The organism is Heyndrickxia sp. FW510-T9 (assembly GCF_058781025.1).
In genome coordinates, this window is record NZ_JBYSWK010000010.1 from 51,142 (window position 1) to 69,302 (window position 18,161).

At 34.4% G+C, this 18,161-nt stretch carries 19 protein-coding genes; all 19 read right to left on the minus strand.

Going from position 1 to position 18,161, the window contains the following annotated elements; all coding sequences use genetic code 11:
* Nucleotides 1-53 precede the first annotated feature (53 nt).
* Nucleotides 54-1,196: an acyl-CoA dehydrogenase family protein gene (locus AC3WJF_RS07520; RefSeq protein ID WP_492450819.1), complete on the minus strand. Its 1,143-nt coding sequence runs from the start codon at nt 1,194-1,196 to the stop codon at nt 54-56.
* A 97-nt stretch (nt 1,197-1,293) separates the two neighbouring features.
* Nucleotides 1,294-1,824 carry a hypothetical protein gene (locus AC3WJF_RS07525; protein WP_492450820.1) on the minus strand — a complete coding sequence of 177 codons (531 nt, stop codon included), beginning with the start codon at nt 1,822-1,824 and terminating at the stop codon, nt 1,294-1,296.
* A gap of 114 nt (nt 1,825-1,938) precedes the next feature.
* Complete coding sequence (gene rpoD, locus AC3WJF_RS07530; RefSeq protein WP_492450822.1) at nt 1,939-3,072, minus strand: RNA polymerase sigma factor RpoD; 1,134 nt, start codon at nt 3,070-3,072, stop codon at nt 1,939-1,941.
* 68 nt (nt 3,073-3,140) lie between these two features.
* Nucleotides 3,141-4,958, minus strand: a complete 1,818-nt coding sequence (gene dnaG, locus AC3WJF_RS07535; RefSeq protein WP_492450824.1) for a DNA primase — start codon at nt 4,956-4,958, stop codon at nt 3,141-3,143.
* Nucleotides 4,959-5,376: 418 nt separating this feature from the next.
* Nucleotides 5,377-6,174, minus strand: coding sequence for a pyruvate, water dikinase regulatory protein (locus AC3WJF_RS07540; protein ID WP_492450827.1), 798 nt, complete (start codon nt 6,172-6,174; stop codon nt 5,377-5,379).
* A 30-nt stretch (nt 6,175-6,204) separates the two neighbouring features.
* Entirely contained in the window at nt 6,205-6,831 is a 627-nt protein-coding gene (ccpN, locus tag AC3WJF_RS07545) for a transcriptional regulator CcpN (protein ID WP_492450936.1), read from the minus strand.
* A 161-nt stretch (nt 6,832-6,992) separates the two neighbouring features.
* A complete protein-coding gene (gene recO, locus AC3WJF_RS07550) occupies nt 6,993-7,745 on the minus strand; it encodes a DNA repair protein RecO (RefSeq protein ID WP_492450938.1) in 753 nt (250 codons plus the stop codon).
* A 58-nt stretch (nt 7,746-7,803) separates the two neighbouring features.
* Entirely contained in the window at nt 7,804-7,947 is a 144-nt protein-coding gene (locus AC3WJF_RS07555) for a YqzL family protein (RefSeq protein WP_213093870.1), read from the minus strand.
* A gap of 152 nt (nt 7,948-8,099) precedes the next feature.
* Entirely contained in the window at nt 8,100-9,023 is a 924-nt protein-coding gene (gene era / locus AC3WJF_RS07560; RefSeq protein WP_492450828.1) for a GTPase Era, read from the minus strand.
* Nucleotides 9,016-9,414 (minus strand): cytidine deaminase, encoded by a 399-nt coding sequence (locus tag AC3WJF_RS07565; RefSeq protein ID WP_492450830.1) that lies wholly within the window; start codon nt 9,412-9,414, stop codon nt 9,016-9,018. The genes era and AC3WJF_RS07565 overlap by 8 nt, the downstream gene beginning before the upstream one ends.
* Before the next feature lie 203 nt (nt 9,415-9,617).
* Nucleotides 9,618-10,016, minus strand: a complete 399-nt coding sequence (locus AC3WJF_RS07570) for a diacylglycerol kinase family protein (protein WP_492450832.1) — start codon at nt 10,014-10,016, stop codon at nt 9,618-9,620.
* Entirely contained in the window at nt 9,994-10,464 is a 471-nt protein-coding gene (gene ybeY, locus AC3WJF_RS07575) for an rRNA maturation RNase YbeY (RefSeq protein WP_492450834.1), read from the minus strand. The genes AC3WJF_RS07570 and ybeY overlap by 23 nt, the downstream gene beginning before the upstream one ends.
* A 185-nt stretch (nt 10,465-10,649) precedes the next feature.
* Nucleotides 10,650-12,782, minus strand: coding sequence for an HD family phosphohydrolase (locus AC3WJF_RS07580; RefSeq protein WP_492450836.1), 2,133 nt, complete (start codon nt 12,780-12,782; stop codon nt 10,650-10,652).
* 335 nt (nt 12,783-13,117) lie between these two features.
* Complete coding sequence (locus AC3WJF_RS07585) at nt 13,118-14,080, minus strand: PhoH family protein (protein ID WP_492450838.1); 963 nt, start codon at nt 14,078-14,080, stop codon at nt 13,118-13,120.
* Nucleotides 14,081-14,082: 2 nt separating this feature from the next.
* Nucleotides 14,083-15,270, minus strand: a complete 1,188-nt coding sequence (gene yqfD / locus AC3WJF_RS07590) for a sporulation protein YqfD (RefSeq protein ID WP_492450840.1) — start codon at nt 15,268-15,270, stop codon at nt 14,083-14,085.
* A 12-nt stretch (nt 15,271-15,282) separates the two neighbouring features.
* A complete protein-coding gene (yqfC, locus tag AC3WJF_RS07595; RefSeq protein ID WP_492450842.1) occupies nt 15,283-15,567 on the minus strand; it encodes a sporulation protein YqfC in 285 nt (94 codons plus the stop codon).
* 343 nt (nt 15,568-15,910) lie between these two features.
* On the minus strand, nt 15,911-16,342 hold the full coding sequence (locus AC3WJF_RS07600) for a YqfB family membrane protein (protein WP_492450844.1): 432 nt from the start codon (nt 16,340-16,342) through the stop codon (nt 15,911-15,913).
* A 29-nt stretch (nt 16,343-16,371) separates the two neighbouring features.
* Nucleotides 16,372-17,367: a flotillin-like protein FloA gene (gene floA, locus AC3WJF_RS07605; RefSeq protein ID WP_492450939.1), complete on the minus strand. Its 996-nt coding sequence runs from the start codon at nt 17,365-17,367 to the stop codon at nt 16,372-16,374.
* Nucleotides 17,368-17,407: 40 nt separating this feature from the next.
* Nucleotides 17,408-18,160 carry an NfeD family protein gene (locus tag AC3WJF_RS07610; RefSeq protein ID WP_492450846.1) on the minus strand — a complete coding sequence of 251 codons (753 nt, stop codon included), beginning with the start codon at nt 18,158-18,160 and terminating at the stop codon, nt 17,408-17,410.
* Nucleotide 18,161 lies beyond the last annotated feature (1 nt).

Here is an 18,161-nt window from a genome sequence, read left to right on the forward strand (position 1 = left end):
TAAATAGATGAAGTTTTCGGCTTTCTATATTTAGTTTGTTCAAATATTTTATTTTAATAACATCCAACTTCACGTGAAATTACCATACGTTGAACTTCTGATGTACCTTCGCCAATTTCAAGGAGTTTGGCATCCCTCATAAATCTTTCTACATGATAATCCTTCATATAACCATTCCCTCCATGAATTTGCACCGCTTGATTCGTAATTTCCATGCAAATTTCGGAGGCATAAAGCTTGCACATTGCCGCTTCTTTTGTAAACGGTTTTCCTTGGTCTTTTAACCATGCAGCCTTATATACCATATTTCGTGCTAATTCAATTTTCATCGCCATATCAGCAATTTTAAATTGGGTAACTTGAAATTCTGCTAAAGAGCGTCCAAATTGTTTTCTTTCTTTAGCATATTCTAATGCTTTTTCAAATGCTGCCTGGGCAATTCCTACTGCCATTGCGCCAATCCCAATTCTTCCCCCATCCAACGTCACCAGGAATTGCTTAAAACCTTTTCCTCTTTCTCCAAGCAGGTTTTCCTGCGAAACTCTTACATCTTCTAATACTAATTCCGTTGTATTAGAAGCATGGAGGCCGAGCTTTTCATAATTGTCAATAACCGTAAATCCCTTGGCGTCAGTTGGTACAATAATAGCACTTATTTCTTTATGTCCATCTGTTTCACCAGTAATTGCCGTTAATGCCAAATGCTTTGCATAACTAGCATTTGTGATAAAACATTTATTGCCATTAATAATAAAATCATTTCCTTCTAGCTTCGCTGTAGTTTTCGTTCCTCCAGCATCTGATCCTGCATTCGGTTCGGTTAAACCGAACGCTCCTAATGATTCACCAGTACATATTGGAGCAAGGAATTTTTCCTTTTGTTCCTTTGTCCCAAACATATTAATTGGTGCTCCACCAAGGGAAATATGGGCAGAATATGTAATCCCTGTCGACCCACAGGCACGGCTTAATTCTTCCACTACAATAGCAAAACTAATTGTATCGGCACCAGCACCACCGTATTCCTCAGGAAAAGGTAGTCCCATCATTCCTAACTCGCTTAATTTTGAAAATATTTCTTTTGGAAACTGTTTATTTCGGTCACGTTCTAATGCTCCGACTGCAACCTCAGCATCCGAAAATTCACGTATAGTGCTCTTGATCATTTTTTGTTCAGCAGTAAGCTCAAAGTTCATTTCCATCCCCCTCACGTCTTGAATCCGCTTACATTACATATTATAATAGAGATAGATGAATTTTCACAACTTTTAAAAGTTTATTATTATTCATTCATTATATTACTATATAGATTACAAGCACTATAATCCCGATAATTCCAGACAAAATGAAATAGGAAAGTTTTAGCTTCCATCCTGTGAGTATCCAAAGGAAACAGTTCAAGATTATCATTATACATAACGATTTTGCGCCATTTTGAAATAATTTATCATTTAGAAAAACAGATAGTAGAAGTAATTGTATTGCTGCACTAATATAGAAAAATGTATACCAATATTTTATTTTAGTATAGTATATTCCGAATAATAGCAATAAAACGACAAAACTAGTCAAAATCATCGTTTGCAAAACAAAATTGAATTCAGTAAAATAAATGACAAATACTGATAAACCTAAAATAATTATTGTAAGAAAAATCAACATACTATTTTTCAAAATGTTTTTATTTTGGTTCTTTTTAGTCTTAGATGATTCTCCTTCAGTATACAATGCTAGTAAAAAATTGCAGTAATGATCAGGAAGCATTTGATGCTGTTTCCAAAATTGTATTTCATTAATAATTACTTCTTTTCTTGAAGAATTCATTTGCAACACATCCTGTATTCTATGATTCGATAAAGAATGGCAAAATTCCTTTTTAAAATAAATATTTACGAAAAAAAAGTTTACCTCATCTTGAGGTAAACTAATGATGAAATATTATTCAAGGAAATCTTTTAATCTTTTGCTACGGCTAGGATGGCGAAGTTTCCTAAGTGCCTTGGCTTCAATTTGGCGAATTCGTTCACGTGTAACACCAAATACTTTACCTACTTCTTCTAAGGTTCTAGTTCTGCCGTCATCAAGGCCAAAACGAAGTCTAAGAACGTTTTCTTCACGATCCGTTAACGTATCTAAGACGTCTTCTAATTGTTCTTTCAACAATTCATAAGCAGCATGCTCTGAAGGAGATGTAGCATCTTGGTCTTCAATAAAATCACCTAAATGAGAATCATCTTCTTCACCAATCGGAGTCTCTAATGAAACTGGCTCTTGAGCAATTTTCAATATTTCACGAACTTTTTCTGGAGTTAAATCCATTTCTTCAGCAATTTCTTCTGGTGATGGTTCCCTGCCTAAGTCTTGTAGCAATTGGCGTTGAACCCGAATAAGTTTATTAATGGTTTCTACCATATGAACAGGAATTCGAATCGTTCTAGCTTGATCTGCAATAGCACGAGTGATAGCCTGACGAATCCACCATGTAGCATACGTACTGAATTTGAAGCCTTTATCATAGTCGAATTTTTCTACTGCTTTAATAAGACCCATATTACCTTCTTGAATTAAATCCAAGAAGAGCATACCACGCCCAACATAACGTTTAGCAATACTAACAACTAAGCGTAAATTAGCTTCTGCTAATCTTCTTTTCGCTTCTTCGTCGCCTTGCTCAATTCGTTTTGCAAGCTCGATTTCTTCATCTGCAGAAAGGAGATCAACACGCCCAATTTCTTTTAAATACATTCTAACCGGATCATTGATTTTCACACCTGGAGGGACACTTAAATCATTTAAATCAAATTCATCTTCTTCCTCTTTTTCCAGTTCATGGATAATCGGGGATTCTTCATCATCTTCATTGTCTTCAAGAATCTCAATTCCTTGTTCACCAAGAGTTTCATAAAATTCATCCATTTGTTCGGAATCTAATTCAAAATGACTTAGTTTCCCTGAGATTATTTCATATGTTAAAAACCCGCGTTTTTTACCACGCTCAATTAATTGTTCTTTTGCTTGATCAAGAGTCAATTCAGGCTCTAATTCTTTGGAACGAGCTGATTTTTCAGCCATTTGTTCCCCTCCTTCCAACTATTTAAAACAAAAAACGAATAGTAATGGTATATCCATTTTGATGAAAGTTATGATAATGACTTACGCAGTTGCAAGATTTCTTTTGCAATCGAAACAGCTCTTTGCAAATCATTTTCTAGCTCAGCTTTTTTTTGTTCTTTCACTTTTTCATTTATTTTTAACATCTTTTGATGTTTCAACACTTGATTTATATAATCTTCAATTTCTTGATTAGAAACCTCATTATTCAATGGCATCATTTCTATATCTGCGATAACCCTCCGCAATTGTTCATCGCGTATATAAAGCAAAAAGGAACTTGCGTCAGGTTCATTACCTTCTTCGTAAAAACCAAGGAGGTGTGTTAGGATAGCTTGATGTTCGTCGATATAAAATGTATGTTCAGCTAATAAATCTCTGACTTTATATGCTATTTCCACATCTCGCAACATATGACTAATAAGTCGCCTTTCCGCAGTATGATGTGCAGGCAATAATTTTTTATCAGGTTTTAATAATACTGTAGATTTAAGACTTTGCCCCATTGATGAGTTTTTTTTCTTATTTACATAATATGCTTGACGTTGCTGCTGCTTTAATGCATCTATGGATATTGAAAATTCTTCTGCTAATTGACGCAAATAATGATCTCTTTCAACCGCTTTTTCAAGCTTAGAAATCTCGTCTATTATTATTTCTATATACTTAAGCTTTTCTCCTTCATTTTGAAGTTTTTTTCCTATTCGATGAAATTGCATTTTAAAAGCCATATAAGTCATGCTTGCCCCTATTACATCCTGACGAAATTTTTTCGCGCCATTTTGTTTAATGTAGTCATCAGGGTCTAAGCCGTCTGGCATTCTTGCAATCCGAATATTAATATGTTGTTCATCGAGCATTTTCCCTGCTTTATATGCAGCCTCTGTTCCTGCAGAATCAGAATCATAACAAAGAATAACATTATCCGTTAATCTGCGAATCTGCTGAACATGTTGCTCTGTTAAAGCTGTTCCCATTGTTGCAATCCCATTGTATATTTCACCGCGATCAGCCGAAATAACATCAGCAAATCCTTCAAATAAGATTACCTGTTGCTGTTTTTTTATAGCGCTTCTCGCTTGGTGAAGATTGTATAATAAGGAACTTTTATTAAATAGCTCTGTTTCAGGGCTGTTTAAATATTTAGGTTGATCATTTTGATCTAAAACCCTACCAGAAAATGCTATAGTCTGACCTTTGGAATTGAATATGGGAAACATAATTCTGTTTCTAAAACGGTCAAAATACGAATCCTCATGCTCTCTTTTAATGATAAGTCCCGCTTTTTCCATTAAAGATAATGGGAATCCTCTCTTTTGGAACAGCTTTACAGTGAAATCCCAACTAGGCAACGAGTACCCAATTTGGAATTTCTCCATACTTTCCCTCGTAAAACCCCGCTCAATAAGATATTCAAATGCTTCCTGACCCTCTTTAGTATTTACTAGTAAATGATGATAAAATTTTTGTAACAAAGTATGAGCTTCCATCATTTTATAGTGATCATCAGAAAAATTAGGCCTAGAGGAATGGAGGTCACTCTTTGGGTCAAAATTTAGTGCAATATTCGCTTTTTCTGCTAATTTAACAATTGCTTCTTGGAAACCAAGTCCATCAATATCCATGATAAATGTAATTACATTACCTCCAGCACCACATCCAAAACAATGAAATATTTGTTTATCAGATGAGACGGAGAAGGATGGCGTATTTTCACCATGAAAAGGACATAAACCGAAGTAGTTTCTCCCTTGTTTTTTCAAATGAACATATTCACCAATAACATCTACTATGTCTATTGACTGACGGATCTCATTAATTTTTTCTTCTGGAATTATTCCCGTCACGAAAACATCCCCAGTTGTCTTTAAATTTTTTACAATATTCGACAAAATTCGCACAAGATTACCAATCTTCATGATAACAATGGTTATAAAATAGAACAACTATCTTTTAAGAGACAGCCATCAATTTGAATAAAAATCTTTCTTCTGTAAGTTACTATTCTACATTACTCCGCAGAATCCTTCTTTCTTTCATGAATCATTTTCATGGAATTTACAGACCTTGTCGAATAATTTCAAGAAAATAATCTTGACATATCCCAATAATTAGTTTATTCCTTATTTCATGACTCTAAACCTATTTTAAATACATTTTTATCACAATTTTTTATTATAGTATATTTTAATGTATTTGACCATATATTTTTATCATAAAAAAATGAAAAACACATCATCCTTTTAGATCATGTGTTATTCGTTTCTAACGAATGTGATTTATGATAATGTTAGCTGTCTCTTCTACAGCCTTATTTGTAACATTTATTACCTTACATCCGATTTTCGAAGCTATTTGATCGAAATAATCTATTTCTAATTTTATACGTTCAATATTCGCATAGCTTGCTTGGTCATTTAGTCCCAGAGAAAGTAAACGTTCTTTTCGAATATGATTTAATTTCTCCGGATTTATTTTTAAACCAAAGCATTTTTCAGCTGGAACTTGAAATAATTCCTCTGGTGGATCTACTTCTGGTACTAATGGTACATTTGCCACTTTAAACCTTTTATGTGCTAAATATTGGGATAATGGTGTTTTCGAGGTGCGAGAAACACCAATAAGCACGATATCAGCACGAAGGATGCCTCTTGGGTCACGACCATCATCATATTTCACTGCAAACTCGATTGCTTCCACTTTTTTAAAATATTGCTCGTCTAATTTTCGTACAAGCCCAGGTTCACATAAAGGTTTTTTCCCATAAAGATCTTCTAGTTTATCAAGTAATGGACCGATAATATCGATTGAATATATTTGTTCCCTGTTTGATTTTTCCTTTATATATTGTCGCATTTCCGGTTTTACTAATGTATAGATAATGATGCCTTGATTCATTTTCGCAAGTGAAAGTACTTCATCAATATGATGGAAATCCTCTATATATGGAAACCTTTTTATTTCTGCATCTTTTCCATTAAATTGGCTAATTGCAGCCTTTGTTACTAATTCTGCTGTTTCACCCACCGAATCGGAGACAACATAAATGGTTGGTTTTGACATTTATTTCACCGAACTCCTTTTTATATAAACTTACAAATCGCCATCTACAAGAGCAACAAAGGCTTTTGTTATATTGGTTTTTGTTATACGTCCAGTAACTTCAAAACCTTGATCTGTTTCCTTTACTACTGGCATAGAATCAATCTGTTTATCAATTAGCTTCTTTGCTACATTAATTAATAAGTCATCCTTTTCGCAATATGTAATATTTGGCATACGTGTCATAATTATATTCACTGGTAATGCGGAGAGTTCTTGTTTTCCTATACTTGCTCTAAGTAAATCTTTTCGAGAAAGTACACCAACTAAATAGGAATTTTCATCCACCACATACAGAGTGCCAACATCTTCCAAAAACACATTTACAATTGCATCATATACAGAAATATTTTCATTTACTACTACCGGCATAGATTGATAGTCTCTTACAAAGATTTTATTTAGGTTTTCTGTAAGAAGCTGTGCGCCTGTTTTCCCTGTATAGAAGTAACCTACTCTTGGGCGTGCATCTAAATAACCTGCCATGGTCAAAATGGCTAAATCCGGCCTTAATGTCGCTCTTGTCAGCATAAGTTTTTCAGCAATATGTTCCCCTGTTATTGGACCATTATCTTTTACAATTTGTAAAATTTGTTGTTGCCTCTTATTAAGTTCTATCGTTTACACCCCCAATTCAAAAACGTACAGATGTGTTATACTTTTATAAGAATTATTATATACTAATTATAAAATTTGAAAAGTAATTTGCAACAGTAAGGTGCATAAATAAAGACTCTCATTTCTCAGGCGAAATAAAGAGCCTTCTTGTTATTGCATAGTTAAAGAATATCTTTAAATTTTTCAATTTGATCTATAAATTTTTTTGATTTCAAATGTAATCCAGAGTATTCATCATAATACATTGTTATAGTTGTGCGAAGTTCCTTTTTCGTCTCAGGCTTTACAGATATGTTACCTAATCTCCCAATATCAATAAAGTAAAATAGCCTAAGAAGTCGAATGGTACCTTGTGAAACTGGCAAAAGATATGGATCCTTTTGGAAACATCTATGACAAATGAGACCATTTTCCCGAATGGAGAATGCAAATTTTCCATCATTACTACCACAAACCGCACATTGATTCATCACAGGATATAACCCTAAAACATTTAACATTTTCATCTCAAATATATTTGTAATTATATCTAGATCAACATCTTCATTAATATAATTTAATGTTTGAAATAAAAGTTCAAATAGAAAAGGATTACGTTGTCTTTCTTCTACACTTCTATCTAAAAGATCCACAATGTAAGAAGCATATGCGGTTTTAAAGATATCTTCTCGAATAGATCTCATTGAAGAAATCATTTCTCCTTGCTGCAAGGTCCCGAGACCATTACCTGTCTGTACAAGAAAATATCCGTAAGTAAAAAGCTGGGAAACAGCAGATAGACGGCTTTTCGGTTTTTTTGCACCTCTTGCCATCATACCCAGTTTCCCAAATTCACGTGTATATACATTTACGATTTTGTTGGATTCACTATAATCATGAGTTCTAATTACAATACCTTCACATTTTTGAAGCATCATGTCCACCTACCAAAGCAATCTATTGCCTCATTCAGGTGATAACAGAAGAAACATATCAGGAAATCGGATAATCAATTTCTGAGATTTCATGCTCTGTTTTCATAGGTTCATCTTGTCCTTCTTTTTCCAGTTCCTTAAAAAGCAAATAGGTATCAATACTACCAGTTTCAGTAAAAAATTTCCATGTAAACTCTAGCATATAAACCCCCGCCTTTCATGTTGTGAAAACTCATGAAATCTTTTGTGATGCTAATATTAGTTTCACCGAGATTTCTTGAAATCATGTGACGTAAAAATTACTAACGAAATAGGATGCATAATCCATCACTAAACCACAACTTAAGGCTAACCTTAGTATTCATCTTCCCTAAATCCAAAATCTCGCAGCTGATTAATTTTATTTCTCCAATCCTTTTGGACCTTTACCCATAATTCCAGAAAAACCTTCGATCCAAGTAAATTTTCTATATCAACCCGAGCCCTTTTTCCAACTTCTTTCAGCATACTCCCTTGTTTACCAATAATAATACCCTTTTGCGAGGAGCGTTCAACCACAATCGTTGCCATTACGTGAACAATATCGGATTCTGATTTTTTTTCCATTTTATCAATAAGAACAGCAATGGAATGTGGAATCTCTTCGCGAGTTAAATGTAACACCTTTTCCCGTATCAACTCGGAAACGATAAATCGTTCTGGGTGGTCTGTAATCTGATCTGCAGGATAATATTGCGGACCAATAGGCAAATACTTTTTGATTTGATCTAATAATCGTTCGGTATTATTCCCTTGCAATGCTGATATCGGAATTATTTCCTTGAAATCAAAAAGATCCTTGTACTGATTGGTGATTGAAAATAACTCGTCAGGATGTATTTGGTCAATTTTATTAATAACAAGGAATACAGGAGTTCTAAATTCTTTCAATTTTTCTATGATAAATTCATCACCACGTCCTAAGCCTTCGGCAGCATTTATCATAAATAATATTAAGTCGACTTCTCTTAGAGTATTGGTTGCAACCTTCATCATGAAATCGCCAAGTTTATGTTTTGGTTTATGAATGCCCGGAGTATCAATAAAGATCATTTGAGAATCATTTGTTGTATAGACACCTTGAACTTTATTTCTAGTTGTTTGTGGTTTATCGCTCATAATTGCAATTTTTTGCCCAATTACTCTATTTAAGTACGTAGATTTTCCTACATTCGGGCGGCCGATTATCGAAATAAAACCAGATTTATATGCATTTTCTTCAAATTGATTATTATTCATTTAAATCCTCCGGAGAAAATGCACCAGGCAATAGCTCTTCAACTGTTAATTCTTTTATATCACCCTTTAAATTTGTAAGAATAATCTTCATATCCTTTGGGCAAAGCTCTGAGATAACTTGACGACAAACTCCACATGGAGGTACTGGACGGTTAGTATCTGCTGTTACAGCTAAAGCAGTAAAGGATTTATCTCCTTCTGAATATGCTTTAAATAACGCAGTACGTTCCGCACAATTCGCGACACTATATGCTGCATTTTCTATATTACAGCCATGATAAATTTTTCCGTCACTTGTGAGTAACGCTGCACCAACAGCAAACTTTGAATACGGTACGTATGCTTTATTTCTTGCTAATTTTGCTTCCTCAATTAAATGCTCTAAATTCATATTCCTTTTCCCTTCAAATCTTATTTTATCACAAAATTGTCATAAATTATAGAATATTTTTAATTAGTTTGAAAATATTAAAAAATCTGATTAAAAAAGTTTATCCACTGAAAAATTGGATAAACTTATTTTAACTCAAATAAAAAGTGGATTCAAATTCCTTACGGGGAAAATTGTTACACCCATACATCATGTTCTTATTATTACCATATGTAAATCAAAAATAGGTGTGCAAGTTTTGGAATGAAGATAATGCAGGCTATAATGACAGACATTATAGAATAGACCAAGACAGCACCTGCAGCTAAATCCTTTGCCTGCTTTGCCAATGGTTGATATTCCGATGTCGTCAAATCCACTACTCTTTCAATTGCAGAATTCAATAACTCTAAAGTAAAAACCCCAAAAATAGAAACAATAACAAATAACCATTCCACCGAAGAAATTTGCAAAAGGAAACTTAATAAAGTTGCTAAAATTGCTGCAGCAGTATGTATTTTAAAGTTTCTTTCATGCTCTAAACCATGAACAATTCCATAGAATGCACAGGAAAATGTTTTTGAAAAAGGCGTCTTTTTTTTATCGTTTAAGTCCATATTCATCTAAAAGATCCTTTTGAAGTCCAAACATTTCTTTCTCATCCTCTTCTGTCATATGATCATAGCCGAGAAGATGCAAAAATCCATGAAGGGCCAAAAATCCTAATTCACGAGTAAACGGATGACCATAATCATTAGCCTGTTCATGTGCTTTTGTTACAGAAATAATTATATCTCCGAGTATTCTTGGAATATCAACTCCATTGATCTCCATTTCTCCTTCTCCTAATTCTTCCATGGCAAAGGAGATAACGTCTGTAGGCAAATCTTTATCCCGAAATTCCTTATTGATTACTTGAATTTTTTCGTTTGACACAAAGGTAACAGAAACTTCACTTTCATTTTCTATTTCCAATTTATTAGCAACAAAGTTCAATAGATTCTCTACTAAATCAAAATCTTCTTTTGTTATTTCATTTGTTTCATCCATAAAATCAATGGACAAGGACATAATATCCACCTCTAAATCAAATTTATCTTGTCTAGCTCCGGCGCCTATCGGCTAGTGGATTTCTCCGTCTCCTCCCTACGAAAAGTCAACATCAGGGAAAATTAAACTTCAAATTTTACTCGGGAAAATTAAACTTCAAATTTTACTCATCCATTCGCCGTTGGGCAATGCGCCTTTCGCTTTTCTTATTCTGGATATTCAATTCGCGAATGAAATATACCATTTAATGTCTCACAAAATGTCTTCTTTATAACCTCTAGCTCTTTTAAGGTTATATCACATTCGTTTAATTGTCCATCCTGCAAGCGATCCTGAACAATATGATGAATGAGTTCTTTTATTTGATCTGGTGACGGATGTGCCATCGATCGAACTGCAGCTTCAACACTATCAGCGATACTTATTATAGCAATTTCTTTCGTCTGTGGCTTTGGTCCTGGATAACGAAACGATTCTATATCAACATTTGGGTTTTCTTCCTTTGCCTTTACATAAAAATATTTCAACAAAGTCGTACCATGATGTTGTTCAGCGATATCGATAATCTCCTTAGGAAATTTATGTTTTCTTAACATTTTTCCTCCGTCTAATGCATGTGCAATAATGATATCCCTGCTCACTTCCGGAGATAAATGATTGTGTGGATTTTCCATGTTAATTTGATTTTCAATAAAAAACTGCGGACGTTTTGTCTTACCAATATCGTGATAATAACATCCTACTCTAGCCAAGAAACCATTTGCACCTACAGCTTCACATGCCGCCTCAGCTAAGTTTGCAACCATTACACTATGATGATATGTTCCAGGTGCTTCTGTTAAAATCTTTTTCAATAAAGGGTGGTTCGGATTTGAAAGTTCAATTAATTTAATGGTGGATAATATCCCAAAACCCGCTTCAAAAAATGGGACGAGACCAATTGTTAATACTGCTGACAATAAACCAGAAACAAGAGCAAACACGATGAAATATATGTACTCGATCTTTGAAAACTGTCCATTTCCTAATAGAATTAATGCAAATATCATCATTAAATTAATGATGGATACAAACAAACCTGCTTGTAAAATATTGGAGCGACGATTACGATTCGATAAAAAAAGGATGCCAGCAATACCACTAAATAAAATGTAAACTGCTATCTCAATATTAATAGTGCCAGCTAATTCATCTCTAAATATAATACTCCCACAAGCAGCCAACAAAATGGTTACAATAAATGCAAAACGCTCATTTAACATAACTCGAATTAACATAGGTGCCAATGCAGCAGGATAAATATAACCTAAATTAGGTAAGTTCGTGTTATCAATAAATCCAATAATCCTCAACAATAATAGGGAGATGATAAAAATGAAACTAATAAGAACTAAATATGTTTGCTTTTTTTCTTCTGAGTACGAAGTATTCCTTATATAAATATATATTGGACTTATCATTAATAAGACAAACAAAGCTAAGCCGTAAAAAGGTTTTACTGTAGGATTACTCTTTAATAAACCAAGTAATTGTAATTGGTGGTAGATATCTCTATCAATAAGATGCCCTTCCTGGACAATAACCTGACCTTGCAAAATTTTTACTGGTTCAACATTTTCCATTGCTTGTTTTTGCCTAGCCTCTGTTAAACTAGGATCATAGATATCATTAGGGACAATCGCGTATTTACCAAGCTCAACTGCTGCTTCTCTCAAGTCCCTTCCTAAATTAGATTGATTGATTCTATCCGCAATTTTTAATCTTGTTTGTGAAACTTGATCCTCTCTAATTTTGTCACTCATAAGTGATTCCACTTGCTGAATCACAATATTCCTCGCATCCTCCAAATCATAATGATTCGTTTTCAACAAAGTATAAAATATGTCATCCGGTATTCTCTTGGTAACATCTTCGTTCACATTTTTTGATAAATCATCCTTTAATATTTCTAATTTCTCGGCATCGGATTTTTTTTTCTGCTTATCTTTTGTGTTTTCTGGTAAACCAGGCTCATAATTTACATCATTAACAAAATCGAAAATAGAGTTTATTAGGGAAACTCTATTTTGTAAAGTTTCCTTTTTAAACGTATATATCCTACCAACTTCATCCGCTGCTTTTTGGCGTTCTTCATTTGTTTTTGCTTCATCTTCAACCGTTTTAGGAGAACGAACTGTTTTATCTGCTATGGAAAATAACTCCATATTATACGTTTGCGGCTTAACATTATAATATAGGACCCCATATATTAATACCGATAATAAAAGGAGTGTAATAATGGTAAAGACTTTATAGCTTAGTAGAGTACGAATTTTTCCAATGTAGTCTTGAATATTCACGCTGTTCTCCCACCACCTTAATATTTCAATATTACAAATTTACAATTTTACCCAAGATCACCGTTAATTATACCCATTAAAAAGTTTATATCATACCTAATTATGTAAAATGATATCAGTTTTTGTACATTATTGCACTTTATTTTAAAAAAATACCTGAACAGTCTATGTTCAGGTACGGCTCTTTTCTTAAATTTTTGCATTTTTAAAATAAATCACAACTAATCTTTGCTCATCTTTATATATGATCTTTTAGGATAAGATGCCCCGCAACAAGACTGTTACGATATTTCACCTTTGTATTTATAGGATATATTAATTAGAATCCCATCAAATCAGGAAGAATGTTGACTGTACGCTTCGATTATCCTTGCTACTAGTGGGTGACGAACAATATCAGTTTGTTCGAGATATATAAAGGAAATTTTTGGTATACCACTTAAAATTTTTTCTGCTTCAGCTAGTCCCGACATTGCACCTTTTGGCAAATCAACTTGTGTTCTATCGCCAGTTATGACCATTTTAGAATTAAACCCTAGCCTAGTTAAAAACATTTTCATTTGGGCATGCGTGGTATTTTGTGCTTCATCCAATATGACAAAAGCATCGTCTAAGGTTCTTCCTCTCATGTACGCAAGAGGGGCAATTTCAATCGTTTCACGTTCTATCAGACGTGCTGTATGCTCACTGCCCAAAATGTCGTGCAGGGCATCATATAGCGGGCGTAAATAGGGGTCAACCTTTTCTTTCAAATCACCTGGTAAAAAACCGAGGCTTTCTCCGGCTTCCACTGCTGGTCTAGTTAAAATGATTTTTTTCACCATTCCATTCTTTAGTGCATGAACAGCCATCACAACAGCTAAATACGTTTTCCCTGTACCTGCCGGCCCAATCCCGAACACTAAATCATGTTTTTTTATAGCTGTGATATATTGTTTTTGGCCTAATGTTTTGACACGGATTGATTTACCTTTAGCCGTTTTCGTAATTTCTTCATTATACATATCTGCAAAGAATTCCAATGTTCCCTTGTGCTCCAATTGAATGGCATATAGAACATCCCGGGAGCCTATATTAATCCCTTTTCTGATAATGATTAATAAACTTTCTAAAACATTATTTACCCGTTCGACATCCTCCGAATTACCAGAAATATGAACAGATTCACCTCTTGTAATAATAGATATCTTATAAGAATCCTCTAGTAATTTTAAATTACTATCGGATACTCCAAATAAAGAAATGGCTTCATTTGGGTTTTGTAATTGAATCTTTGCTGTAATGATTTCTATTGACATTCTTAGTCTCCTTGAACGATTGGTTTTGCCTCCGCTATGTCTTCAATAACTTGGAAATAGATTGATAAATTAACTTTACCATTCTCCACTTGTTCATGCAAAATATATTCATCCACGATTTTTGCATCATTTGGAATTTTTGTTTTTAAATCATTTACGGCAAGCTCTTTTGCTGCACTAATTGCTTGTGTTTTTGTGTAATCCCTTTTAGCCAATTCCTTTTCACGTACACTTTTTTTTACGTAATCAATAGGGAGCTTCCATTTTAAAAACTTAATAGGATGTACATTCTTCTCTGTTTCATATGCTTTATATTTTATCTTACCAAATCCCCAAAAAGGCATACTGAAAGAACCTATTTTTAAGGAATATTTTTTTTGTTCATTACCGGTAAATACTTGAAATTCTGATTGTAATGGGAGCTCAACATCCGATTTATACCATGTCTTTCCATATACTTTTCCTATTGCTGCAACGGGCTTTTGATCTTCTTCCCTTCCAATTAAACCAGAAACGAGCAATTGCCCTTTTTTTACAAACTGATTTACTTTCACTACCGGAATACCTGCTTCTACAAACATATCAACAATAACCGCTTTTTGATTGGCTACTAAATGTCTTGGACTTAATATCTTTTTTGGTTTTGGTGTATTTTTTTCTACTACTTGCAATTGGAAGGTTGTCCCATGCAAGTCAACACCAACCCAAGTAATGTTTGGAACTTTATTTGTAAGTTCATGTTGAATAGACTCAAGGCTATCCATATTAAATTGTAATTTACCAACTTGAATTCCCATTTTAGTTAATTCTTTTTTGATTTGGTGTTCAGTTTGCGGGCTTGCCCCTTTTATTTGTATTCCCCAAACGACATTAGAGAGCAATGTGATTATGATAAAAAATAAGATTAGACCTGTTAAAAAACCGGCATTTTTTAATGTTCTTTTCCAAAGAAACGGTAGACCTTGTCCACTTATAAAAGAAATACGATAATCAAATTTTCTAGCTTGATGCCTTAGCTTATGAAGATCCTGCAACCGAATATAAAAAGTAATAGCATCAGTACCTTGGCGCTTTACATTCCATATCATTAAACGGGAGCGGGTGAGTTGATTTATAAATCGCTCTCCCCCTTTCCCTTCCACTTTAACATGAATGGTACCACCTAGAAATGTAACCCAATGATTTTTCACACTTCGTCACTCCTATTCATTCAAAAACTTGACAGCATCTATTTTCCCTTCCAACAATATCTCTTCTGGTAAAATGGTTTTAATAACAAACGATTTCCCGATAATAAGTAATTGACCTTGTTTGAGAAGCAGCCTTACTTCTTGGTCAGAGAAGGCAAGAAGTCCGCGGTGATTTTCTATGTAAATATGAATTTGGCCAATCATGGTAATACGCGGCAGGTCCATCATGACATCCTGTGGAAGTTGCATCGTGTTGGTCATTAATCTTTGCAGAAGTCGGCTCCATTTTTTTGCCATAGAAAAGAACCCCCTTTCATATCATATTTATGAAAATAATTGAGGATTCAGCACTTAATTTCTTATTAATTTAGAAAAGCGGAAACGCCTTGCACATCGGCGTATGGATGAGTGAAATTTGTACTTCCAATTTCACCTTCGTAGTCTTCGACGCAAGATTAAGGAAACACGACAAGGAACAGTCGATGTTGACTTATCGTAGGGAGGAGACGGAGAAATCCACTAGCCGATAGGCGTTATTGAAATTGTAGTGCAAATTTCACCGAGTGAAAATTGTAGTGTATTTTCACCTGGAGCTAGACAGATAAAAAATCCGTGCCACAACATAGTGGCACGGATTTTTTCAATTTCTTCTATATGGTTTTTTTGAACGAGGAGGACCAAGTACCTCCGCTAAAATGATTCCTTTTACTAAATCATTACCATCATTTATTAGCGGGTGAGTTTCCCCTGTTTTTATATCTTCTACTTTTTTGTTTATTTGCTCGATTCTCTTTACATAAATCTCCTCTTGATTTTTCAAGTGGTCCGTTTGTAATTCAGCTTCCAGTTTCTTATCTCGATAAATTTTATCGTTTTCATGCTTTTTCGGAGCAGGCGCAGAAACCACTTCTGGAGAGATTTTTTTTATATTTTCTTCAAAAGTTTTTTGCATTTCTCCAAAAAGGGATCTTGGAGTCGAAGTTTGTTTGTTACTTTTAGCTTTTTCAAGTTTATTCTTATTAGCAATTGCTCCTATAATACCAACGATTATCGCAATTAAAATCGCTTCCAAAGGAAAACCTCCTTCCCTCCTGCGATATTTTATTCAGGCTTATTTGGATCTTTTCTATCTCCAGTCATTTTCCCAATGGATCCTCTCATATCCGTATCCGATTCGATATTCTTGAAGTTCATGTAATCCATTACACCTAGATTTCCTGTTCTTAAAGCTTCTGCCATCGCTAACGGAACATCTGCCTCTGATTCTACTACTTTTGCCCTCATTTCTTGGACACGTGCTTTCATTTCTTGTTCCGTTGCTACCGCCATTGCGCGACGTTCCTCAGCCTTCGCTTGAGCAATCTTCTTATCAGCTTCTGCTTGTTCTGTTTGAAGCTCTGCACCGATGTTTTTACCGATTTCCACATCCGCTATATCAATAGAAAGAATTTCAAATGCTGTTCCGGCATCTAGGCCTTTCGATAAGACAGTTTTAGAAATTAAATCCGGATTTTCGAGTACCTTATTATGATCTGTAGAAGAACCAATCGTACTGACAATCCCTTCTCCGACACGAGCGACAACCGTTTCTTCACCCGCTCCACCGACTAATCTTTCAATATTTGCACGTACTGTTATCCTAGCTTTCGCCTTCACTTCAATCCCATTCATGGCAACACCGGCAATAAATGGTGTTTCAATAACCTTTGGATTAACACTCATTTGGACTGCTTCTAAAACATTACGTCCGGCCAAATCAATCGCTGCACATCTTTCAAATGATAGTTCAATATTTGCTCTATGCGCTGCAATTAAAGCATTTACTACTCTGTCTACATTACCACCAGCAAGATAGTGGCTTTCCAATTGATTAATACTCACTTCAATTCCAGCTTTTCTTGCTTTTATGAGTGGATTAATGACTCTACTTGGTATAACCCTTCTTAGTCTCATCCCAACTAACGTGAAGATTCCAATCCGAACCCCTGCCGCTAGCGCCGAAATCCAAAGCATCACAGGCACAAATGTTAGTAAAATACCTATGATAATAACAGCAGCGATAATTCCAACAATTAATAATACAGTACCAGCTTCTATTACCAAATTAATTCCTCCTCATTCAACGAATCTTTTAATGTTAATTTTGTCTGACGACAATTCTAACTCCTTCTACTTTTATTACCTTGACATCAACATCTTTGGCAATAAACACTCCTTCAGCCACCACATCTAAACGTTCTCCATTAATATCAATGGTGCCTGCTGGTCTTAATGGAGTGATTGTTTTACCAATATGTCCGAGTATATCGGTTCGGTTTACATTTGATACATAACCTTTCTCGGTACTTGCTGAATCTGACAAAACAATTCTTTTAAATAGTTTCATTCTTCTTCCGAACACCTTTATCATAACAATCATAGCAATGATAGTGATGAGAAGTGCAATCATAATAGAAATCCCTGTATAAAGGAGATTACCGCCAGTCATCAATAAGGAACCGATAATGGCCAAAACTCCTAAAAACCCGGCAATTGCACCTGGTAAAAAGAGTTCAGCGATAATTAGTACAACCCCAATAAAAAATAGAATAAGAGAATTGAAACTCGCATCACCCGTCACTATATGGCTAAAATAAAATAATACAAGTGCGATGATTCCAATAATCCCATACAATCCAAATTTCGGTGTATACATTTCCATCACGAATCCTAAACTTGCAAAACATAATAGAATTGTCACTACAATTGGATCTGTAAGAAAGTTTGCGAAATTTTCAATAGGACTATTTGGAGCAACAATTATCCCTTGATTCACCGCAGCATGAACAGGAATATTTACTGTCATCATTAAGATGCAAAACCCGATGATTCCAGCACATTTTTTTTGCAAA

Excerpts from the sequence above, each read along its gene's own strand:
- AC3WJF_RS07520 (WP_492450819.1), bottom strand. The coding sequence starts at position 1,196 with ATGAACTTTGAGCTTACTGCTGAACAAAAAATGATCAAGAGCACTATA.
- AC3WJF_RS07525 (WP_492450820.1), bottom strand. The coding sequence starts at position 1,824 with ATGAATTCTTCAAGAAAAGAAGTAATTATTAATGAAATACAATTTTGG.
- rpoD (WP_492450822.1), bottom strand. The coding sequence starts at position 3,072 with ATGGCTGAAAAATCAGCTCGTTCCAAAGAATTAGAGCCTGAATTGACT.
- AC3WJF_RS07540 (WP_492450827.1), bottom strand. The coding sequence starts at position 6,174 with ATGTCAAAACCAACCATTTATGTTGTCTCCGATTCGGTGGGTGAAACA.
- recO (WP_492450938.1), bottom strand. The coding sequence starts at position 7,745 with ATGCTTCAAAAATGTGAAGGTATTGTAATTAGAACTCATGATTATAGT.
- AC3WJF_RS07555 (WP_213093870.1), bottom strand. The coding sequence starts at position 7,947 with ATGCTAGAGTTTACATGGAAATTTTTTACTGAAACTGGTAGTATTGAT.
- era (WP_492450828.1), bottom strand. The coding sequence starts at position 9,023 with ATGAATAATAATCAATTTGAAGAAAATGCATATAAATCTGGTTTTATT.
- AC3WJF_RS07565 (WP_492450830.1), bottom strand. The coding sequence starts at position 9,414 with ATGAATTTAGAGCATTTAATTGAGGAAGCAAAATTAGCAAGAAATAAA.
- AC3WJF_RS07570 (WP_492450832.1), bottom strand. The coding sequence starts at position 10,016 with ATGAATATGGACTTAAACGATAAAAAAAAGACGCCTTTTTCAAAAACA.
- ybeY (WP_492450834.1), bottom strand. The coding sequence starts at position 10,464 with ATGTCCTTGTCCATTGATTTTATGGATGAAACAAATGAAATAACAAAA.
- AC3WJF_RS07585 (WP_492450838.1), bottom strand. The coding sequence starts at position 14,080 with ATGTCAATAGAAATCATTACAGCAAAGATTCAATTACAAAACCCAAAT.
- yqfC (WP_492450842.1), bottom strand. The coding sequence starts at position 15,567 with ATGGCAAAAAAATGGAGCCGACTTCTGCAAAGATTAATGACCAACACG.